The following is a 14,660-nucleotide window of genomic DNA, read 5'->3' as shown; positions in this document are numbered from 1 at the left end:
CGTAAGAAAGCTTGTTTCAGCATCTCGGTTGCTAAAGCGAAGCCGAAGCACAGATTCCGAAACAAGTTCGGAATGACAGGCTGCTGTTTTGGAATGAGAATATAGATTATGAGGAGAAAGAACAAATGAACGACATTGAAAAAGAAAACGCAAAACTGAATAAAATCAAGCAGATTCAGCAGGTCACCGCAACATCCTTGTTCTCTGAGGCAATCAAAGAAAAGGGCATTAAGGATTGCTCTGTGGAAATCATCAAATCCACAATGGCGGAAAATATCCTTTTGGTGAACGTAAAAGGAAACAACGTGCTTTTGAAAGCGAGTGCGAACGTTCAGGAATGGATTGGAGATGTTCAAAAAATCGTGGACGCGCTTTCTGACGAAACAAAAAGCTCGAATGAGATTTTTGACGCACTGATGAAAACAAGCCTCCCGCCTCTCGAAATCCCAAAAAAGCTTGCGAATAAGGTAACTCTAAGACGCAACAAAAACGGAAAAGCCCGATTATTTGCACAAGGAATTCTGAAGAATATCAATTTCCAAAGCGTGAAAGAACTTGAGCTTGTTGGAATGACGGAAATCGAGGAAAAGGCTCTTTATCATCGATTTGAAGATTACAAGCTTAAAACGCTAATCATTGCTGACGGAGTGAAAAAAATCGGAAGTGCCGCGTTCTGTTTTGATAATCTCGTTTCCGCAACTCTTCCAGACAGCGTGACGGAATGCGGAAGTGATATTTTCAAAGATTGTGAAAAACTGACTTCTCTAAGGCTTCCGAAAAGCCTGAGAGTCAAAGACATATTCATGATTCCCGAATTCCTAAAGCACGTTACACTTTCCGATGCCGTTACCAAAATTGACGGGTTCTTTTTCTTGAACTGCCGTTCTCTTGAGTCGGTGGAAATCCCCGAAGGCGTGACGGAAATCGGAATGCACTCGTTTGAGCACTGCATATCGCTAAAATCCATAAGGATTCCGAAGAACGTGGTGAAGATAAACCCTTGCGCATTTCAAGACAGTGAGAATCTTTCTTCAATCGAGTTCGACGGAACTGTTGAGCAATGGAACAAAATGCCAAAGTGCCCGGACTGGGACGACAAAGTGCCAGCCAAAGTGGTGCATTGCACGGACGGAGACGCGGAGAAATAAAACACGCTTGTATGCTGAACGGCTTTTTACTGAAAAAATACCCAAAGTCATTTTCTTTCAGCGTGCATATAATTTATCTATGGAGAAAATCTGTTTCCCCAAGGAGTACCGTATGAAAAAATTGAGCGAAATCGTGTTGTTCCTGTTGCTTTCCGCATTTTGCGTCGGGCTTGCCGCGTGTTCGTCAGACGATGACGGCGGAATCTCCGTTTCCGGCAGAACTTTGGAGCCGTATCTGCCGGACGAGTTTTCGTCAAAAAATGTGGATGCGCTGTACGTCAAATCCGAAAGCGGCGACTATCCTTCCGAAAACGTGCGCAATTACAGCGGAACGTATGCGTTCTATTTTTTCGGCGACAAAACGTTTGTCATGACAGCTGCCGCGGAATGGACGCAGAACGGGCAGAAGATTCCCGTAACGATGACGATTTACGAAGGCGCGTTCACAAAAACCGGCGACTACACGAACGGCACTTTGAACTGCACCACAACCAACACCGCCAAAAACCCGTTCGGCTGCGCTCCGATACCGCCGGCGCCTTCAGAAATTACCGTTACCGGCGGCACGTTCACAATACAGACTTATGAATTCACAAAGCGGTAATGCCACGCCATGAAAAACACTTTTTATGCTTTTTTACAATTCGCGGAAGAATCGATAATTATGATATGATTCCATAAAACGAAACGGGGAGCGCGGAATGTTTACGAAAGAGCAGGAACCCCAGTCTTAGTTACGGGGAAAGCCCCAAGGAGGAAACGGGTTATCGGGTCATATGTCACGGGTATACTATCCCAAATCGAATAAGATAATTCAATAACATTAATATACGAGGAGGATAGAAATATGGGGAATTTTATTAAGCCGAGTTTTAATGGAACTCATTTTATCTGTAATAACTGCGGACACGACTTTACAGGAAGAGATACGGAAGAAGGAAAGAAGATGTCAATACTTGATATCCCTTTTTTGAGCGATTTGCAAAATATACATCCAAAGTGCCCAAAATGTGGAAGCAGAAAAACGCAACAGAACATGGCTTTTATGTATTGAAGAGCCAGAAAGATTTTTATGTCATGCTTTTGCAGAGATTGCCAGCACAAGGCTATTTGCCACAATCTTCTTTACTAAAATATTCAATTAGCTTTTTTGGGTTAGTTCTCCCAATACAGAATTGACATAGTTTTTTATATTCTCAGCAATTGCTCTTTTGATTATGCCTAAATCTTTTGAATCGTCGTCAAAAGAACTGCAAATCGGCAGAAATAGACAGTGTATGTCCACACCCAAGGCCCTTGTAATCTTTGAAAGATTTTTGTCACTTGTCCAGCATCTTGATAGCTCAATATTCTTCACAGTCTCTTCCGAAAGTTCTGCTTTTTCCGCAAGTTGAAACTGTGTCAGATTTTGAGCTTTCCGTATGCGTCGCACATTCTCTCCAAGTCGATTTTGAATATCATCCGAAGTCATGCACATATTTTTCAACGATAGATTGATTTTCTGAATGGTAAATTGCAACATTTTGGTTAATAAAGTGTTGTAATGTCACATATTTAAATGTATCATAAAACATATTTTTGCTTTTTAGGTTTTGATTAACACTTGACGATTTTAATCAAAAAATATTTGGACATGGAACGGCAGATAAAAATAAACAATTGGCGCATTATCGAAATTGACAGGCTCTTACAGACAGGCGAGTGGTATACAGCAAAAGAAATTTCAGAAAAAATCGAAGGCGGCAGCTACAGCCCCCGTACAATTCAGCGAGACCTCGATTACATGAGGGATACACTCAACGCTCCTATTGAAAGTGACACCCGCGGTTACCGTTACACCGAGCCGAACTTTTTCGTGAAGAGCATTCCCCTTACAGAAGGTGAGGCTTTTTCTGTCGCAATTCTGAATCCTCTTTTGGAACAATACCGCAACACCCCATTGGAAAATCAGCTACGCTCTGTTTTTAAGAAAATCGTGGCTTGCCTGCCCAACCATGTTACAGTGGATGCGTCTTTCTTAAATCCAAAAATTACATTCATTCCAGACCGCAGCGAAAAAATTGATACAGAATTCTTCAAAACAGTCTTGGACTCTCTGAAAAAATCCTGCACTTTAAGTTTTGAGTATCGTCCTTTGCAAAAATCCACCTACATGGAACGAAAAATCGATCCCTACCATGTCGTTTGCCAACGGGGAAACTGGTATGTAATCGGAAAATGCCATGACAAAAATGATGTGAGGATTTTCTCCATAGGGCGAATGAAAAATCCTCTGATTACAAACAAGAAATTTACAGTTCCAAAGGACTTCAAGCCATCTGACTATTTTGATTCAGAAATGGGCGTGTGGCTGAGTGACAAAACCCCTTTTACGGTTGAACTCCTTTTCTCCAAAGAAATTGCCACATACGCCCTGAACCGTGTCTGGCACTCGGAACAGGTAGTCGAAGAAAAAAAAGACGGCAGCGTGTATGTAAAATTCCAGACCACCCAAAAACAGGAAGTTCTCAGATGGGTTCTCGGCCAGGGGCATACTGTAAAAGTGCTCGGTCCTCAACAACTGGTAGATGAGGTGAAAGAGGAACTGGAAAGGACAGCAGAAATATATAAATAAATTTTTGTACCCATGACACTAGATGTCATAGCTGCCTTGCTAGAATAACGGAAAAAGGAGATTCAAAAAAATGACTTTTTTTAGGTTCAGGACAAAACAAGAAAAAGAGCGTGAAATAGCTTTGAAACAAGAGACTCTGCACTTGGAGCTGGAAAACTTGGAAAAGGATTTTCGGATTTTTCTCTTTGACAGAATGAATATGCGCCAAATGAAAGTTGATGCATGTGGAGAACAGTTTGCTTTTCGTCAGATGAGGACAGATGATTTTTTCAGTTCTCAGACTATAAGGGAATATAGAGATAGAATCGAAAAAAACGCATTGTATACGAAGAATTTCAAGCATGCCTTTGAGTTTTTTGTTGATGGCAAATTTTCTGAGGCAAAAATATATTGCAAATCCCTACGACGAAAAACTCTTATGTGGCTTTTATATGCAGAATTGGAATTCTATTTTTCAATTCATGAAAAAGCCTTGCCTTCAAAAAGCGACCTTGCCCTTGTTTTCAATGTTGCGGAGAAAAATTTTGACAAGTTTGTCCGTAAAGTTCATGAAAAACTTCCGAAAGCAAAATTTTCTGCAAAAAGTTATACGGAATTTGCAGAATTCAAGCGGAGTTTGAAGGATTATTCGATGTTTAACATAAAGAACATTGCCGTTTGTGCCACAATGAGCGCGGGAAAATCGACTTTTGTAAATGCACTTCTTGGACGTGATGTCCTGCCTGCAAGAAACGAAGCGACAACCGCAAAAATCACGAGCGTTTACGACAAAGACGGTGCAGAAAAGATGGTTGGTTATGTTACCCAAAACGGCAAAATCACGGAACAAAGTGCTGATGTAACGCTTGAAGTCATCAATAAATGGAATTCTTCTAATAACCTAGAAAGAATCTATCTGCAGGGTGATTTGGACGGCATTAAAAACGACGGCTTTGTTGTGGTTGTTCACGACACTCCTGGAACGAACAATTCTGGCGATAAGAGCCATCACGAAGTAACGATGGATTTTTTGCAGAACAACAAAATGGACGCTCTGATTTTCGTGGCGAACGCAACGCAGCTTTGCACGAACGACGAGAGGATTTTACTTGTTGAGCTGCTGAACAAGGTGGTGGAGTCGTCAAAATTGCCTGTGATATTCATTTTGAACAAGGCTGACGAGCTGGACGAGGAAAAAGAAAGCATTTCGGATATTCAAAAGCGATATGTCGAGTATCTAAACGAAATCGGTTTCAAAGAACCGAAGTTATTTTTGCTATCGGCAAAGGCTGCCCGCCTTTTGAAGATGGCAAAGAACGGAAGAACGGAAAATCTGACTGCAAGGGAAAAGAGCGATTTAAAGTCTGCCATTGCCGAATTTACAGATTTGCACGACTTCAGCTGTGGAGGCGAGCGAAAGTGCGAATCGGAAATTGAAACTGCATTATTGCGTTCTGGATTGCAGAACGTAGAAAAGTATATTGAAAGTTTGTTCTAGGAGGAGAAAATGACAAACATAGAATTGAAGTACAATTTTGGCACGAAAGAGTGTGCTTTCAGTGACGGAACGAGAACTGAGGATGATTTCATCTCATCAAAGTCAGGCTCGGAACTTTCTACATGGTGCGGGGAGCTTCTTGGTCACCTTGTTGAAACCTACAACGAGGACATAGCTCTTTCTTTCACAGGAATCGAGCGCGACTGCGACACGATGGCCGATGCAGTGGAGAGATTCAACGAAAAAAGCGGCAAGAAAATCAAACCGTTCACAAAAAAGATTCTCCGTCAAAATGAAAACGCGGAATCTGGGTCAAAGATTGAAAAACTCAAAGATTTTTACAGGGAGCTGACAAGTGAGAGTTGCCCATTCGATGAAATCCGAAACGACAAGGACATTGAAAATGCCTTCAACACGGCCTTGAATTCAGACTTTGAGATTGCAGTCGTCGCCACGATGTCCAGCGGAAAATCAACCCTCATAAATTCAATGCTTGGAAATGAAATTTTGCCTGCAAGAGCTGAAGCAACGACAGCTACAATCGCAAAAATCTACGATGATGACAAAGCCGATCATTTTTGGGGCGAAAGTTATGACAAGGATGAAAATCAGATAGGGGAGCGAATTGACCCGCTAACCTTGGAAAATATGAACCGTCTGAATGATAATCATAAAGTCGCTGAAATAAAAATCCACGGCAATATCGTGGGTATTTCTTCTCAGAGCATGAAGCTTGTCCTCACCGATACTCCGGGACCGAACAATTCTCGCACGGACGAGCACAAGAACCACACCTACCGTCTCATCAAAGAGAAGTACAAGCCGATGATTCTCTACATTTTGAACGGAACTCAGCTTGAGACGAACGACGACAACCTGCTTCTGAAGGACATTGCAACGGCGATGAGCGAAGGAAACAGGCAGGCAAGCGACCGTTTTATCTTCGTCTTGAACAAGGCAGATGAATTCGACAGCGAGAAAGGAGAGTCTGCAAGGCGAAAAGTTGAAGATACGAAAAAATATCTTGCAAAACATGGTATAAGAAATCCAAAAGTTTTCCCATGTTCGGCTAAATTGGCAAAATTGATTCGTCAGTACAAATCTGGTTTTGAATTTACCCGAAAAGAAAAATACGATTTACAGGCAATGCTTTCACTGTTCATCGATGATGAGAGTCTGCATTTCTCAGACATGGCTGAAGTTTCCGCTAATGTTCGGGCAAAACTCGACGCTGAAATTGCAAAGGCGAAATCAACAAATGACGAATACGCAGAGGCTCTGATTCACACTGGAATTCCGGCAGTGGAGGCAACGATTTCCGAATATCTTGAAAAATACGCACAACCGCAGAAAATCACGGAGGCACTGCATTCATTCCTGCAGACAATCAACGATTTGGGGGCGGAGGCTAAAGAAACTGGCCTTTTGAAAGACAATTCTGCCAAAATCGAAGAAACTAAAGTTGCCATCGCGCGCATCAAGGAAGCGATTGAGAATGGTCACAAGGGTGAGGAACTGAAAGCAAAAATCGAAGCTCTCAATGTGGACGAGGCTCTTACAAAAGAATTCGAGGAACTGAGCGGAGAAAAAATCGGCGACTTTATCAGCGAGGCTCGAAAAAAGTACTGCGACGACAAAATCACCATTGAGGAAACTAAAGACCGTGTCGGCAGAATCCAGAAAGATTTGGAGACCTTGCGGAACAGATTCGCAATCGACATCGAAAATCTCATCAACGAGAAGATTGGAGATGAGGCACAGAAATATATGGACGAATACAACGGCTATGTGAGCGACTTGCTGGGCAGTGCTTTCGGACATGAGGTAAAATCTGCCTCAATTCTTGGAAAACTCGCCACAATGAAGCTTGATTCTTCGAATGTTTCCGACTTTGAATTCAGCGTGAAAGAGAAGACGGGAACATACATTGACACAGAGACTCGCACCCGTACTGAAATGCGTACGAAGACTCGTACTGGAAGCCGAAAGCAAGGCGGACTTGGTGGAGCTATAAAACGCGGAATTGGCGGTTTCTTCTCCTCAGTGTTCGGTGCAGATACTGACGACTGGGGCTACGAAGATTACACATACACGGAAGAAGTTCCTGTTCAAGTCAAGTACCAGGTTCAGGTTGAGAAAGACAAGTTCGAGAACCGCCAGTATGTGAACTTCACAAAGATGTTCAACAACATCATTGCGGCAAAACTTGATGATTTCGGCGCGAATGCCAGAAAACTTGCTTTCAGCGAGGCAAAAAATCAGGAGAAGGCTCTCAAAGAAGCATTCAACGCCTCATTCGATGAACTCAACCAGAAAATCCGTGGAAAGATGGATGAAATGCAGTGCACTCTCGACGACAAAGAGGAACTGGAAAGAAAAGTGCGTGAAAGCGAGAAGAAACTTGCATGGCTTTCTGACTTCAAGAGCCGCCTTAACAAGATGTTTGAGGCATAGGAGGAAGACATGGTGGACAAAAAATTTTCAGATGCTGTTTCCGGTGGCAACATTACGGAGATTCGTGACATGCTCCGCAACAGAATCCAGATTGACCACAACGTTACGGGCGGAATGTTCCGTGAATGTTTTGATTATTGCCGCAAGGAAGGCATTTTGGATTCTTTGTATGAAATGCAGGACGACAGAGAGATTCCGAGCGAGAACACGGAAGAAAATTTCAAAAAACTTGTCGGACAGCTCTCGACCAATTTTTCACGCGAGAGACTTGAAAAAGTCATCTCAATAGCAAAAAACATTTGGCCTGAAGAACAAAGCGCAAGCCAGGCCAGTACATTTTCATCATCATCTTCTTCGTCATCATCGCAAAGACCTCACACTGAAAATTCTCAACACGAAGAAAGTAGGGGCAGAGTCTTAACGGAAGATGGCGGACGCATAATCGGAGAAGAGCGCATACTGAGCGAAACTCCGCTTTATGATGAAGATGAAGAGCGCAACTCTAATAAGCGGAGCCGCAACCTCCGTCGCGAGCATCGCAATGAAAAACCCCGACAGGATTCAGATGTGAATCCTGTTGTTTTAGTGGGGACGGTTGTTGTTGTTGCCGCTGTTGTTGCCGCTGTCGTTGTTATCTCATGCTAAGGGGGATAAAAATGGCAAATGAAATTTTGGTAAAGGAAAAAGCACAATTTGAACTAGAAAACGTTCTTTCAATGGCAGATATAATTTTGCAGAAAAAATATCTGCCAGAATTCCCAAATTGCGAGCTTGTGCCGCTGGAGTCTGAACTCAACAAGGAAAAACTTGCTAGCGAACTCAACAAAAGTGTTCGCTTTATAGACATCTCTCAGATTGTGCTGAACAAGAATGAAAATATGCGTGATAAATTGGCAAGTGTTTTTCATGCAGTTGGTAATACAGGAGCATCGCTTTTGTTCCAAATAAAAGGGACTCAGACCAACGTTTCGATTTTACTCGGTGTAAAAAGCCCTAATAATAACACTGAAAGTACACTTCTTGCTCAAAATGTTCTTGAAAGTAGTCTTTCAGGAAATTTTCATGGAACTCAATTTCACAGGCTTGATTCTTCTGAATTGAAAGAAAAGGTTCTTGAAAATTTCAATGTGAACAAATCTGTCGTTTCCATAACTGATATTGCTGGGACTAGAAGTGATGAAGAGTCAAAAGAAAAGCAGTTCATGCAGGGTGTTGAAAAACTCATAGACGCTATGCGCGGAAAAGAATACACGATGTTCCTGATTGCTGACCCGATTCATCCTACAGATTTGAACTCTAACAGGGCATCTCTCGAAGCGATTTATTCATCACTTGTTCCGTTGTCTGAAGGGCAGTGCACCGTTTCTCAGAGTGAAAGCAACGCTGTAAACCATGCTGTTAGCGAAGGTGTTACAAAGACAGTGTCCGAAAGTGTATCGCATTCTGTTAGTCACTCAAAAGGCAAGACTTTTTCTGAATCTCACGGAACGAGCAGTTCTGAGACTGTGGGGACATCTAGCACCGTAACGGATGGAACTAGTTCTAATATGAACATAAATCCTGGGGCTTCTGCTGCTTTTGTCGGCGGTGCAATAGGATTTGCATTAGGTGGACCTGCTGGAGCCGGAATAGGTGCTGCTATTGGTGGCGGAATAGGTGGAATTTGTTCTTTCAGCAAAGGAAAAAATCATTCAGTCTCAAGCGGAACAAGCCATTCCCATTCTTCTGGCTCTACATATTCTTTTTCAAAAAGTACAACTGAATCGGAAACAGTTGGCAACACAAACACTTCTGGAAAGTCTGTTTCTGCAAGCAAAAATGTAACTGATGGCACAACTGACTCTGTAGGTGAAAGTCTTTCATATCAGGTGAAATTTGAGAACCATTCTATTTCGCAGATGATGAAGCGGATTGACAAAATTTTGGAGCGATATGACGAGTGTGCAGACCTTGGCATGTGGAACTGTGCCATGTACTGCATTTCTGACAAGTCGAATGCGCAGGTTGCGGCGAATATCTATCGCTCAATTATTCGTGGAAAGAATTCTGCGCTTGAATCAAGCGGAGTCACTATTTGGCCGAGAGAGAAAACACCTGATTTGATGAATTATCTTTCTCACATTGAGCATCCTCAAATAAAATATAGCGGTTTGATTCTTACCCCAGGGACTTTGGTTTCAAGTGCAGAACTCGCCATTCATGCAGGTTTGCCAAACCATTCCGTGCCTGGAATTCCTGTGCTGGAGTGCGCTGAATTCGCTCGTTCTGTGTCGAGCTATGACAACGACGATACTGCGGATGAAAAAAACTATGCTGTCAACTTGGGCAAAATTTGGCACATGAACCAGGAAGAGAAATTGAACGTTTCACTGAATCCTGATTCTCTTGCTTCGCACACATTCATTACAGGCTCGACTGGAGCTGGAAAAAGCAACACTGTCTACAAAATGCTTGGTGAATGTCGCAGGCTCGGCGTGAAGTTCCTTGTTGTCGAACCTGCAAAAGGCGAATACAAAAACGTCTTTGGCAACGATTCTGCGGTAAGCGTCTATGGCACAAATCCCGCCTTGACGCCACTTTTGCGGATAAATCCGTTTAGTTTTCCGCACGGAAACGCAGACGAAGCAAAGAACATTCACATCTTGGAACATCTTGACCGCTTGATTGAGATTTTCAATGTCTGCTGGCCCATGTATGCCGCAATGCCTGCCGTTCTAAAAGAGGCGGTTGAAAAATCGTATGAGGATTGTGGCTGGAATTTGACGGAATCAACGAACGACTACGGCGATGATTTGTATCCGACCTTTGCAGATGTGGCTCGCAATATCCGCTCAATTATCGACAGCTCTGAATACGATGTAGAAAACAAAGGAGCGTACAAAGGTTCTTTGATTACTCGTTTGAAGTCGCTGACAAACGGAATCAACGGTCTGATTTTCACAACAGACGAAATCCCTACAGAACAGCTCTTCGACGAAAATGTCATTGTGGATTTAAGCCGTGTCGGTTCTAGCGAAACAAAATCGCTTATTATGGGCTTGCTTGTATTGAAATTGCAGGAGCACCGAATGACCAGCGGAGTTATGAACGCAAATCTTCGCCATGTTACTGTTCTTGAAGAAGCTCACAATCTTTTGAAACGCACTAATACGGAGCAAGGGCAAGAAAGTGCAAACTTGCTCGGAAAGTCTGTGGAAATGCTGACGAACTCGATAGCGGAAATGCGCACTTATGGCGAGGGCTTTATCATTGCAGACCAAGCTCCAGCTTTGCTTGATATGGCGGTTATTCGCAACACAAACACAAAAATCATCATGCGCTTACCAGACCAAGCAGACCGTGAGCTTGTTGGTAAGGCTGCAAACTTGAACGACGACCAGATAATCGAGCTTGCAAAACTTCCTCGTGGTGTTGCTGCTGTTTATCAGAATGAATGGGTGCAGGCTGTTTTGTGCAAAGTGGAGAATGCAGAAACAAAAGACGGCTTGTATCACTATGAAAAGCAAAACGCAGAACAACATTCTGACGATACGGTGCAGCGGCTCAAAATTGCAGAGTTGCTTTGTTCAGGGCTTTCAATAAGCAATGACGAAGAGCGAAAGGAACTTTTACGGAAACTGTATAGCATAAAGGCCTCTGCAAAAGTCTCGATTTACAAAATGCTCTCTTCTCCTCTTGAAAAGCCTAGATATACACGACTTGCTCCTGTCATTGCTGAACTTTATCCAAGTGTAAGAAGTTCCTTTGTTTCTTCGTACAATCGCACAAGCGACACTGTGCAGTGGACGATTGATGTGGACAATGCAATCAAAAATGCTGTGCAGAACCAGATTGAAGAAGAGTTGCTCCGTGATATTCGTCAGTGCATTATCACAGATTATCTGTACAACGAATTGAACAAAGCGGATCTTCTGGAAAAATGGTCAAAAGAAGGGGGTGTGATGTGATTGAAGCATTATCAAAAGTTGCGGAAGTAGGGCAGAAAACGCTAGACAGTGTAAAGTCCTCTTTTGACCCCGACGCAAAAATCGCCAAGAGTGAAGTTTCTCCTAGCTCTGAAACAAAAAGCTCTGATAAGCCTTATAATCCAGACGACAAGGTGGAAAAAGCTAAGAATTCAGAGCAAACAGGTGAAACTGAAGAGAAAGATTCTAGTAATACTGAAAAAATCTCTTATGAGATACATACTAGGAATGAATCTTTGGAAGGCGATAAACATCCAAGAACGGGTGTTTCATTTGAACGAAAAACTGTTGAAGATGCAGATGGAAATGAAGTTACAGGAATTTTCCCTGTATTCGATTCTGAATATGATGCACAGTTGCCTGAAAACTTATATAAAGCAAGCGATAAGGAACAATTCAATGAATGCAATAAGCAGTTGAAAGAGGCTGTTGAAAAAGACCCTGAACTTGCAAAGAAGTTTACACCAGAGCAACTTGAGCAAATCAAAAATGGTGATACTCCAGATGGATACACTTGGCATCACAATGAGGAGAGAGGAAAAATTCAATTGGTAGATTCTGATGTCCATGCTAAAACAGGGCATACTGGCGGAAAAACAATTTGGGGTGGCGGTAATGAGAACCGCTAGCTATGGAGGATTATATGAGTGAATTATCATGGAAATATGTCAAAGAGCTAAAAGATAAAGCTGTCATTGACGTTTTTGAAAAAGAGCATGGATTTTCTTTTCCTAAGGATTTAAAAGATATTCTTTTAAAATATAACGGTGGTCGTCCTTCTTTGCGATATTTTGATACAGATACGGAAAAGGACAAAGAATTTAAAACGCTTCTGTCTTTCAACGAGTCTGATATTGAAACGATTTTCAAATGCTATCCTTTGGATTCTGCCGACTCTACATTAATACCATTTGCATCTAACTCTGGTGGAGATTATTTCGTTTTGAAAAATAATGCTATTCATTTATGGAATCATGAAAGTGATACATCGACTTTTCTGGCTTCTTCATTTACAGATTTTTTAAATTTGCTACATGATTAGCTTGTATAAATTCTATATTTCTCTATAGATTTTGTTTTATGTTATAATGCTTCCATGATTGAACAAAATGAAAAGAAACAGGGAAAACTTGTCTACTACATCATAGCCATAACGGTTTTGATTATCGCGGTGCTTAGTTCTTTGCAGTTTTTTGTCGTGAAGGAGCGGGCGAAAAAATCCGTGGCCGCTTCGTACGAGGAGGTCTGCCGGAGAATAACGGACGCTTACGCGGATGTTGTTTCGATACGCTTGAGCGAGTACATAAAGCAGATGCGGATGTACACCGAGGCCGATGTCACGAAGACTGTCGACCCTGTGGAAATTCAGTCATGGCTCATAGAACACGCTTCTTCGATGACGCCCGATTTCGACAGAATCGGCTTCATAGATTCTTCGGGGGATTTCTACAACGACCAGAACAGTATGACGAACGTCGCTGACCGCGGATATTTCGATGCGATAATGCGGCAGGGAAAGCCCGCCGCGCGCTCCTTTCCGATTTCGGAGACGGCATACGGGACGAAATCGAAAAAAAAAGCTCGTTATCTTATGTGAAGTGTACCCCATTTATTGGACACTTTAACTAACGGACTTAAAGGACTTAGTTCTGTAATCAACAGGGCTGAGTCCTTTTAATTTTAACTTAATCCGTCTGTTGTTATAATAATCAATGTAATCGATTAAATCCTTTTTGAAAACTTCAATGTCAGTATATTTATTTGGATAAAGCAATTCTGACTTCATAATCCCAAACCAATTTTCCATAACTGAATTATCCAGACAATTTCCCTTTCTAGACATACTCTGAATGATGCCTTTCTGTTGAAGTCTCTCCTGATATTTTCTTTGCTGATATTGCCAGCCTTGATCTGAATGAAGTATAAGTCTTGTCCCATCTGGAATCTTTTCAAATGCCTTATCAAGCATATCCATTACCTGTGCAAAATCAGGCCGCGAAGAAATGTTGTAGCTGATAATTTCGCCATTGTACATATCAAGGATTGGGGAAAGATAAAGTTTGTTTTCACCAATATTTATCTGTGTGACATCGGTCGTCCATTTCTGATTTTCTTTTTCCGCATAAAAATTCCGTTGAAGAATATTAGGCGCAACTTTACCGACAGTTCCTTTGTATGAACGGTATTTTACCCGTCGCTGAACACTTTTTAGATGCAGTTTTTGCATCAGTCTGTGAACAGTCTTATGGTTTATAAAGATTCCTTCGTTTCGTAGCTGGGCAGTTATTCTCCTGACTCCATAACGCCCTTTATGTTCATGAAATAATTCAGTAATTCTGATTTCGATTTGAGAATATTTATTATTTTTAGGTTTTATTGCTGCATAGAAAGTACTTGAAGACATTTCAAAGTACTTCATAAGCATTTGAAGAGAAAATTTCTGCCTTAATTCTCCGATGACTCTAGCTTTGTCCCTTGTTCGGATTTCTCTTCTTCCTGAATTAAGGCGTTCAATTTTTTTAGTATGGCATTTTCCATTCTGAGCCATTCAACTTCTTCTCTCAGTTTTTCAAGTTCAGTTTTGGGTTCGGCATTCTTTTTTGATTTTTTTGCAGCCATGTTCTTAGGATTTCCTCGTCCGTCTCTGCTTAAAAGTTCATAACCGCCTTTTTTGTATTTCTTTCGCCAGGTACAGATTGTTCCCTTGTTTGGAATCTTAAAATAAACAGCCGTTTCTTTATCAGAGAGATTATTTTCTTGCTGATATTGTAGCACATGTATCTTAAAATCTCCGCTGTAAGTTCCATTCTTATGAATTAACCCTTCAATTCCATTTGTTTTGAATTGTGCTACCAGCATTTTTACAATTGAATCTGAAATCCCGAATTTCTGTGCAGTTATACTATAACCATCATTTGAACTTAAATAATGAGCTACAATTTCTGCTTTCTTTTCTAAACTTAATTTAGACATAAAAAAAGTGTACCTCCAAAATTGTCTCC

General features: G+C 41.7%; 14 protein-coding genes. 11 read left to right on the top strand and 3 right to left on the bottom strand.

The window, feature by feature from the left end; all coding sequences use genetic code 11:
- Positions 1-125: 125 nt before the first annotated feature.
- The 3 genes from TRESADRAFT_RS09230 to TRESADRAFT_RS09220 all read left to right on the top strand — a co-directional run bounded on the left by TRESADRAFT_RS09230 (position 126) and on the right by TRESADRAFT_RS09220 (position 2,202).
- Entirely contained in the window at positions 126-1,148 is a 1,023-nt protein-coding gene (locus TRESADRAFT_RS09230; protein ID WP_002705061.1) for a leucine-rich repeat domain-containing protein, read from the top strand.
- 112 nt (positions 1,149-1,260) lie between these two features.
- Entirely contained in the window at positions 1,261-1,752 is a 492-nt protein-coding gene (locus tag TRESADRAFT_RS09225; RefSeq protein ID WP_002705059.1) for a hypothetical protein, read from the top strand.
- A gap of 243 nt (positions 1,753-1,995) precedes the next feature.
- Positions 1,996-2,202: a hypothetical protein gene (locus tag TRESADRAFT_RS09220; protein ID WP_002705047.1), complete on the top strand. Its 207-nt coding sequence runs from the start codon at positions 1,996-1,998 to the stop codon at positions 2,200-2,202.
- Positions 2,203-2,289: 87 nt separating this feature from the next.
- Here TRESADRAFT_RS09220 and TRESADRAFT_RS15225 read toward each other — a convergent pair whose 3' ends face one another.
- Positions 2,290-2,619: a helix-turn-helix domain-containing protein gene (locus tag TRESADRAFT_RS15225; RefSeq protein ID WP_050985075.1), complete on the bottom strand. Its 330-nt coding sequence runs from the start codon at positions 2,617-2,619 to the stop codon at positions 2,290-2,292.
- A gap of 162 nt (positions 2,620-2,781) precedes the next feature.
- On the opposite strand from TRESADRAFT_RS15225, the gene TRESADRAFT_RS09210 reads away from it, so the two are divergent.
- From TRESADRAFT_RS09210 to TRESADRAFT_RS09175, 8 genes are all read left to right on the top strand, one after another.
- Positions 2,782-3,762, top strand: a complete 981-nt coding sequence (locus TRESADRAFT_RS09210) for a helix-turn-helix transcriptional regulator (RefSeq protein ID WP_002705045.1) — start codon at positions 2,782-2,784, stop codon at positions 3,760-3,762.
- A 70-nt stretch (positions 3,763-3,832) separates the two neighbouring features.
- Positions 3,833-5,239 (top strand): dynamin family protein, encoded by a 1,407-nt coding sequence (locus TRESADRAFT_RS09205; RefSeq protein WP_002705043.1) that lies wholly within the window; start codon positions 3,833-3,835, stop codon positions 5,237-5,239.
- Between the two features lie 9 nt (positions 5,240-5,248).
- Positions 5,249-7,693 (top strand): dynamin family protein, encoded by a 2,445-nt coding sequence (locus TRESADRAFT_RS09200; RefSeq protein WP_002705041.1) that lies wholly within the window; start codon positions 5,249-5,251, stop codon positions 7,691-7,693.
- A gap of 9 nt (positions 7,694-7,702) precedes the next feature.
- Positions 7,703-8,338 (top strand): hypothetical protein, encoded by a 636-nt coding sequence (locus TRESADRAFT_RS09195; RefSeq protein WP_002705039.1) that lies wholly within the window; start codon positions 7,703-7,705, stop codon positions 8,336-8,338.
- Positions 8,339-8,349: 11 nt separating this feature from the next.
- Complete coding sequence (locus TRESADRAFT_RS09190) at positions 8,350-11,640, top strand: ATP-binding protein (RefSeq protein ID WP_002705033.1); 3,291 nt, start codon at positions 8,350-8,352, stop codon at positions 11,638-11,640.
- Positions 11,637-12,287 (top strand): HNH endonuclease, encoded by a 651-nt coding sequence (locus tag TRESADRAFT_RS15220; protein ID WP_050985074.1) that lies wholly within the window; start codon positions 11,637-11,639, stop codon positions 12,285-12,287. Before TRESADRAFT_RS09190 ends, TRESADRAFT_RS15220 begins: the two co-directional genes overlap by 4 nt.
- A 14-nt stretch (positions 12,288-12,301) precedes the next feature.
- Positions 12,302-12,700 carry an SMI1/KNR4 family protein gene (locus TRESADRAFT_RS09180; protein WP_040842793.1) on the top strand — a complete coding sequence of 133 codons (399 nt, stop codon included), beginning with the start codon at positions 12,302-12,304 and terminating at the stop codon, positions 12,698-12,700.
- 54 nt (positions 12,701-12,754) lie between these two features.
- A complete protein-coding gene (locus TRESADRAFT_RS09175) occupies positions 12,755-13,255 on the top strand; it encodes a hypothetical protein (RefSeq protein WP_002705029.1) in 501 nt (166 codons plus the stop codon).
- Between the two features lie 24 nt (positions 13,256-13,279).
- Here the strand turns inward: TRESADRAFT_RS09175 and TRESADRAFT_RS09170 are convergent, their stop codons facing one another.
- The gene (locus TRESADRAFT_RS09170) at positions 13,280-14,206 is read right to left on the bottom strand and encodes an IS3 family transposase (protein WP_081478542.1); all 927 of its coding nucleotides are present in this window, start codon (positions 14,204-14,206) and stop codon (positions 13,280-13,282) included.
- Positions 14,104-14,631 (bottom strand): helix-turn-helix domain-containing protein, encoded by a 528-nt coding sequence (locus tag TRESADRAFT_RS09165; protein ID WP_002705026.1) that lies wholly within the window; start codon positions 14,629-14,631, stop codon positions 14,104-14,106. The genes TRESADRAFT_RS09170 and TRESADRAFT_RS09165 overlap by 103 nt, the downstream gene beginning before the upstream one ends.
- Between the last annotated feature and the right edge of the window lie 29 nt (positions 14,632-14,660).

The organism is Treponema saccharophilum DSM 2985 (genome assembly GCF_000255555.1).
GTDB lineage: Bacteria > Spirochaetota > Spirochaetia > Treponematales > Treponemataceae > Treponema_D > Treponema_D saccharophilum.
The sequence above is the reverse complement of the archived record's forward strand: the minus strand, read 5'-3'. Positions and strand labels throughout refer to the sequence as shown.

Bases quoted from the DNA above. Each gene is read 5' to 3' on its own strand.
- TRESADRAFT_RS09190 (WP_002705033.1), top strand. From the start codon at position 8,350: ATGGCAAATGAAATTTTGGTAAAGGAAAAAGCACAATTTGAACTAGAA.
- TRESADRAFT_RS09180 (WP_040842793.1), top strand. From the start codon at position 12,302: ATGAGTGAATTATCATGGAAATATGTCAAAGAGCTAAAAGATAAAGCT.
- TRESADRAFT_RS09220 (WP_002705047.1), top strand. From the start codon at position 1,996: ATGGGGAATTTTATTAAGCCGAGTTTTAATGGAACTCATTTTATCTGT.
- TRESADRAFT_RS09205 (WP_002705043.1), top strand. From the start codon at position 3,833: ATGACTTTTTTTAGGTTCAGGACAAAACAAGAAAAAGAGCGTGAAATA.
- TRESADRAFT_RS09200 (WP_002705041.1), top strand. From the start codon at position 5,249: ATGACAAACATAGAATTGAAGTACAATTTTGGCACGAAAGAGTGTGCT.
- TRESADRAFT_RS09165 (WP_002705026.1), bottom strand. From the start codon at position 14,631: ATGTCTAAATTAAGTTTAGAAAAGAAAGCAGAAATTGTAGCTCATTAT.
- TRESADRAFT_RS09175 (WP_002705029.1), top strand. From the start codon at position 12,755: ATGATTGAACAAAATGAAAAGAAACAGGGAAAACTTGTCTACTACATC.
- TRESADRAFT_RS09225 (WP_002705059.1), top strand. From the start codon at position 1,261: ATGAAAAAATTGAGCGAAATCGTGTTGTTCCTGTTGCTTTCCGCATTT.
- TRESADRAFT_RS09195 (WP_002705039.1), top strand. From the start codon at position 7,703: ATGGTGGACAAAAAATTTTCAGATGCTGTTTCCGGTGGCAACATTACG.
- TRESADRAFT_RS09230 (WP_002705061.1), top strand. From the start codon at position 126: ATGAACGACATTGAAAAAGAAAACGCAAAACTGAATAAAATCAAGCAG.
- TRESADRAFT_RS15225 (WP_050985075.1), bottom strand. From the start codon at position 2,619: ATGACTTCGGATGATATTCAAAATCGACTTGGAGAGAATGTGCGACGC.
- TRESADRAFT_RS09210 (WP_002705045.1), top strand. From the start codon at position 2,782: ATGGAACGGCAGATAAAAATAAACAATTGGCGCATTATCGAAATTGAC.
- TRESADRAFT_RS09170 (WP_081478542.1), bottom strand. From the start codon at position 14,206: ATGGCTCAGAATGGAAAATGCCATACTAAAAAAATTGAACGCCTTAAT.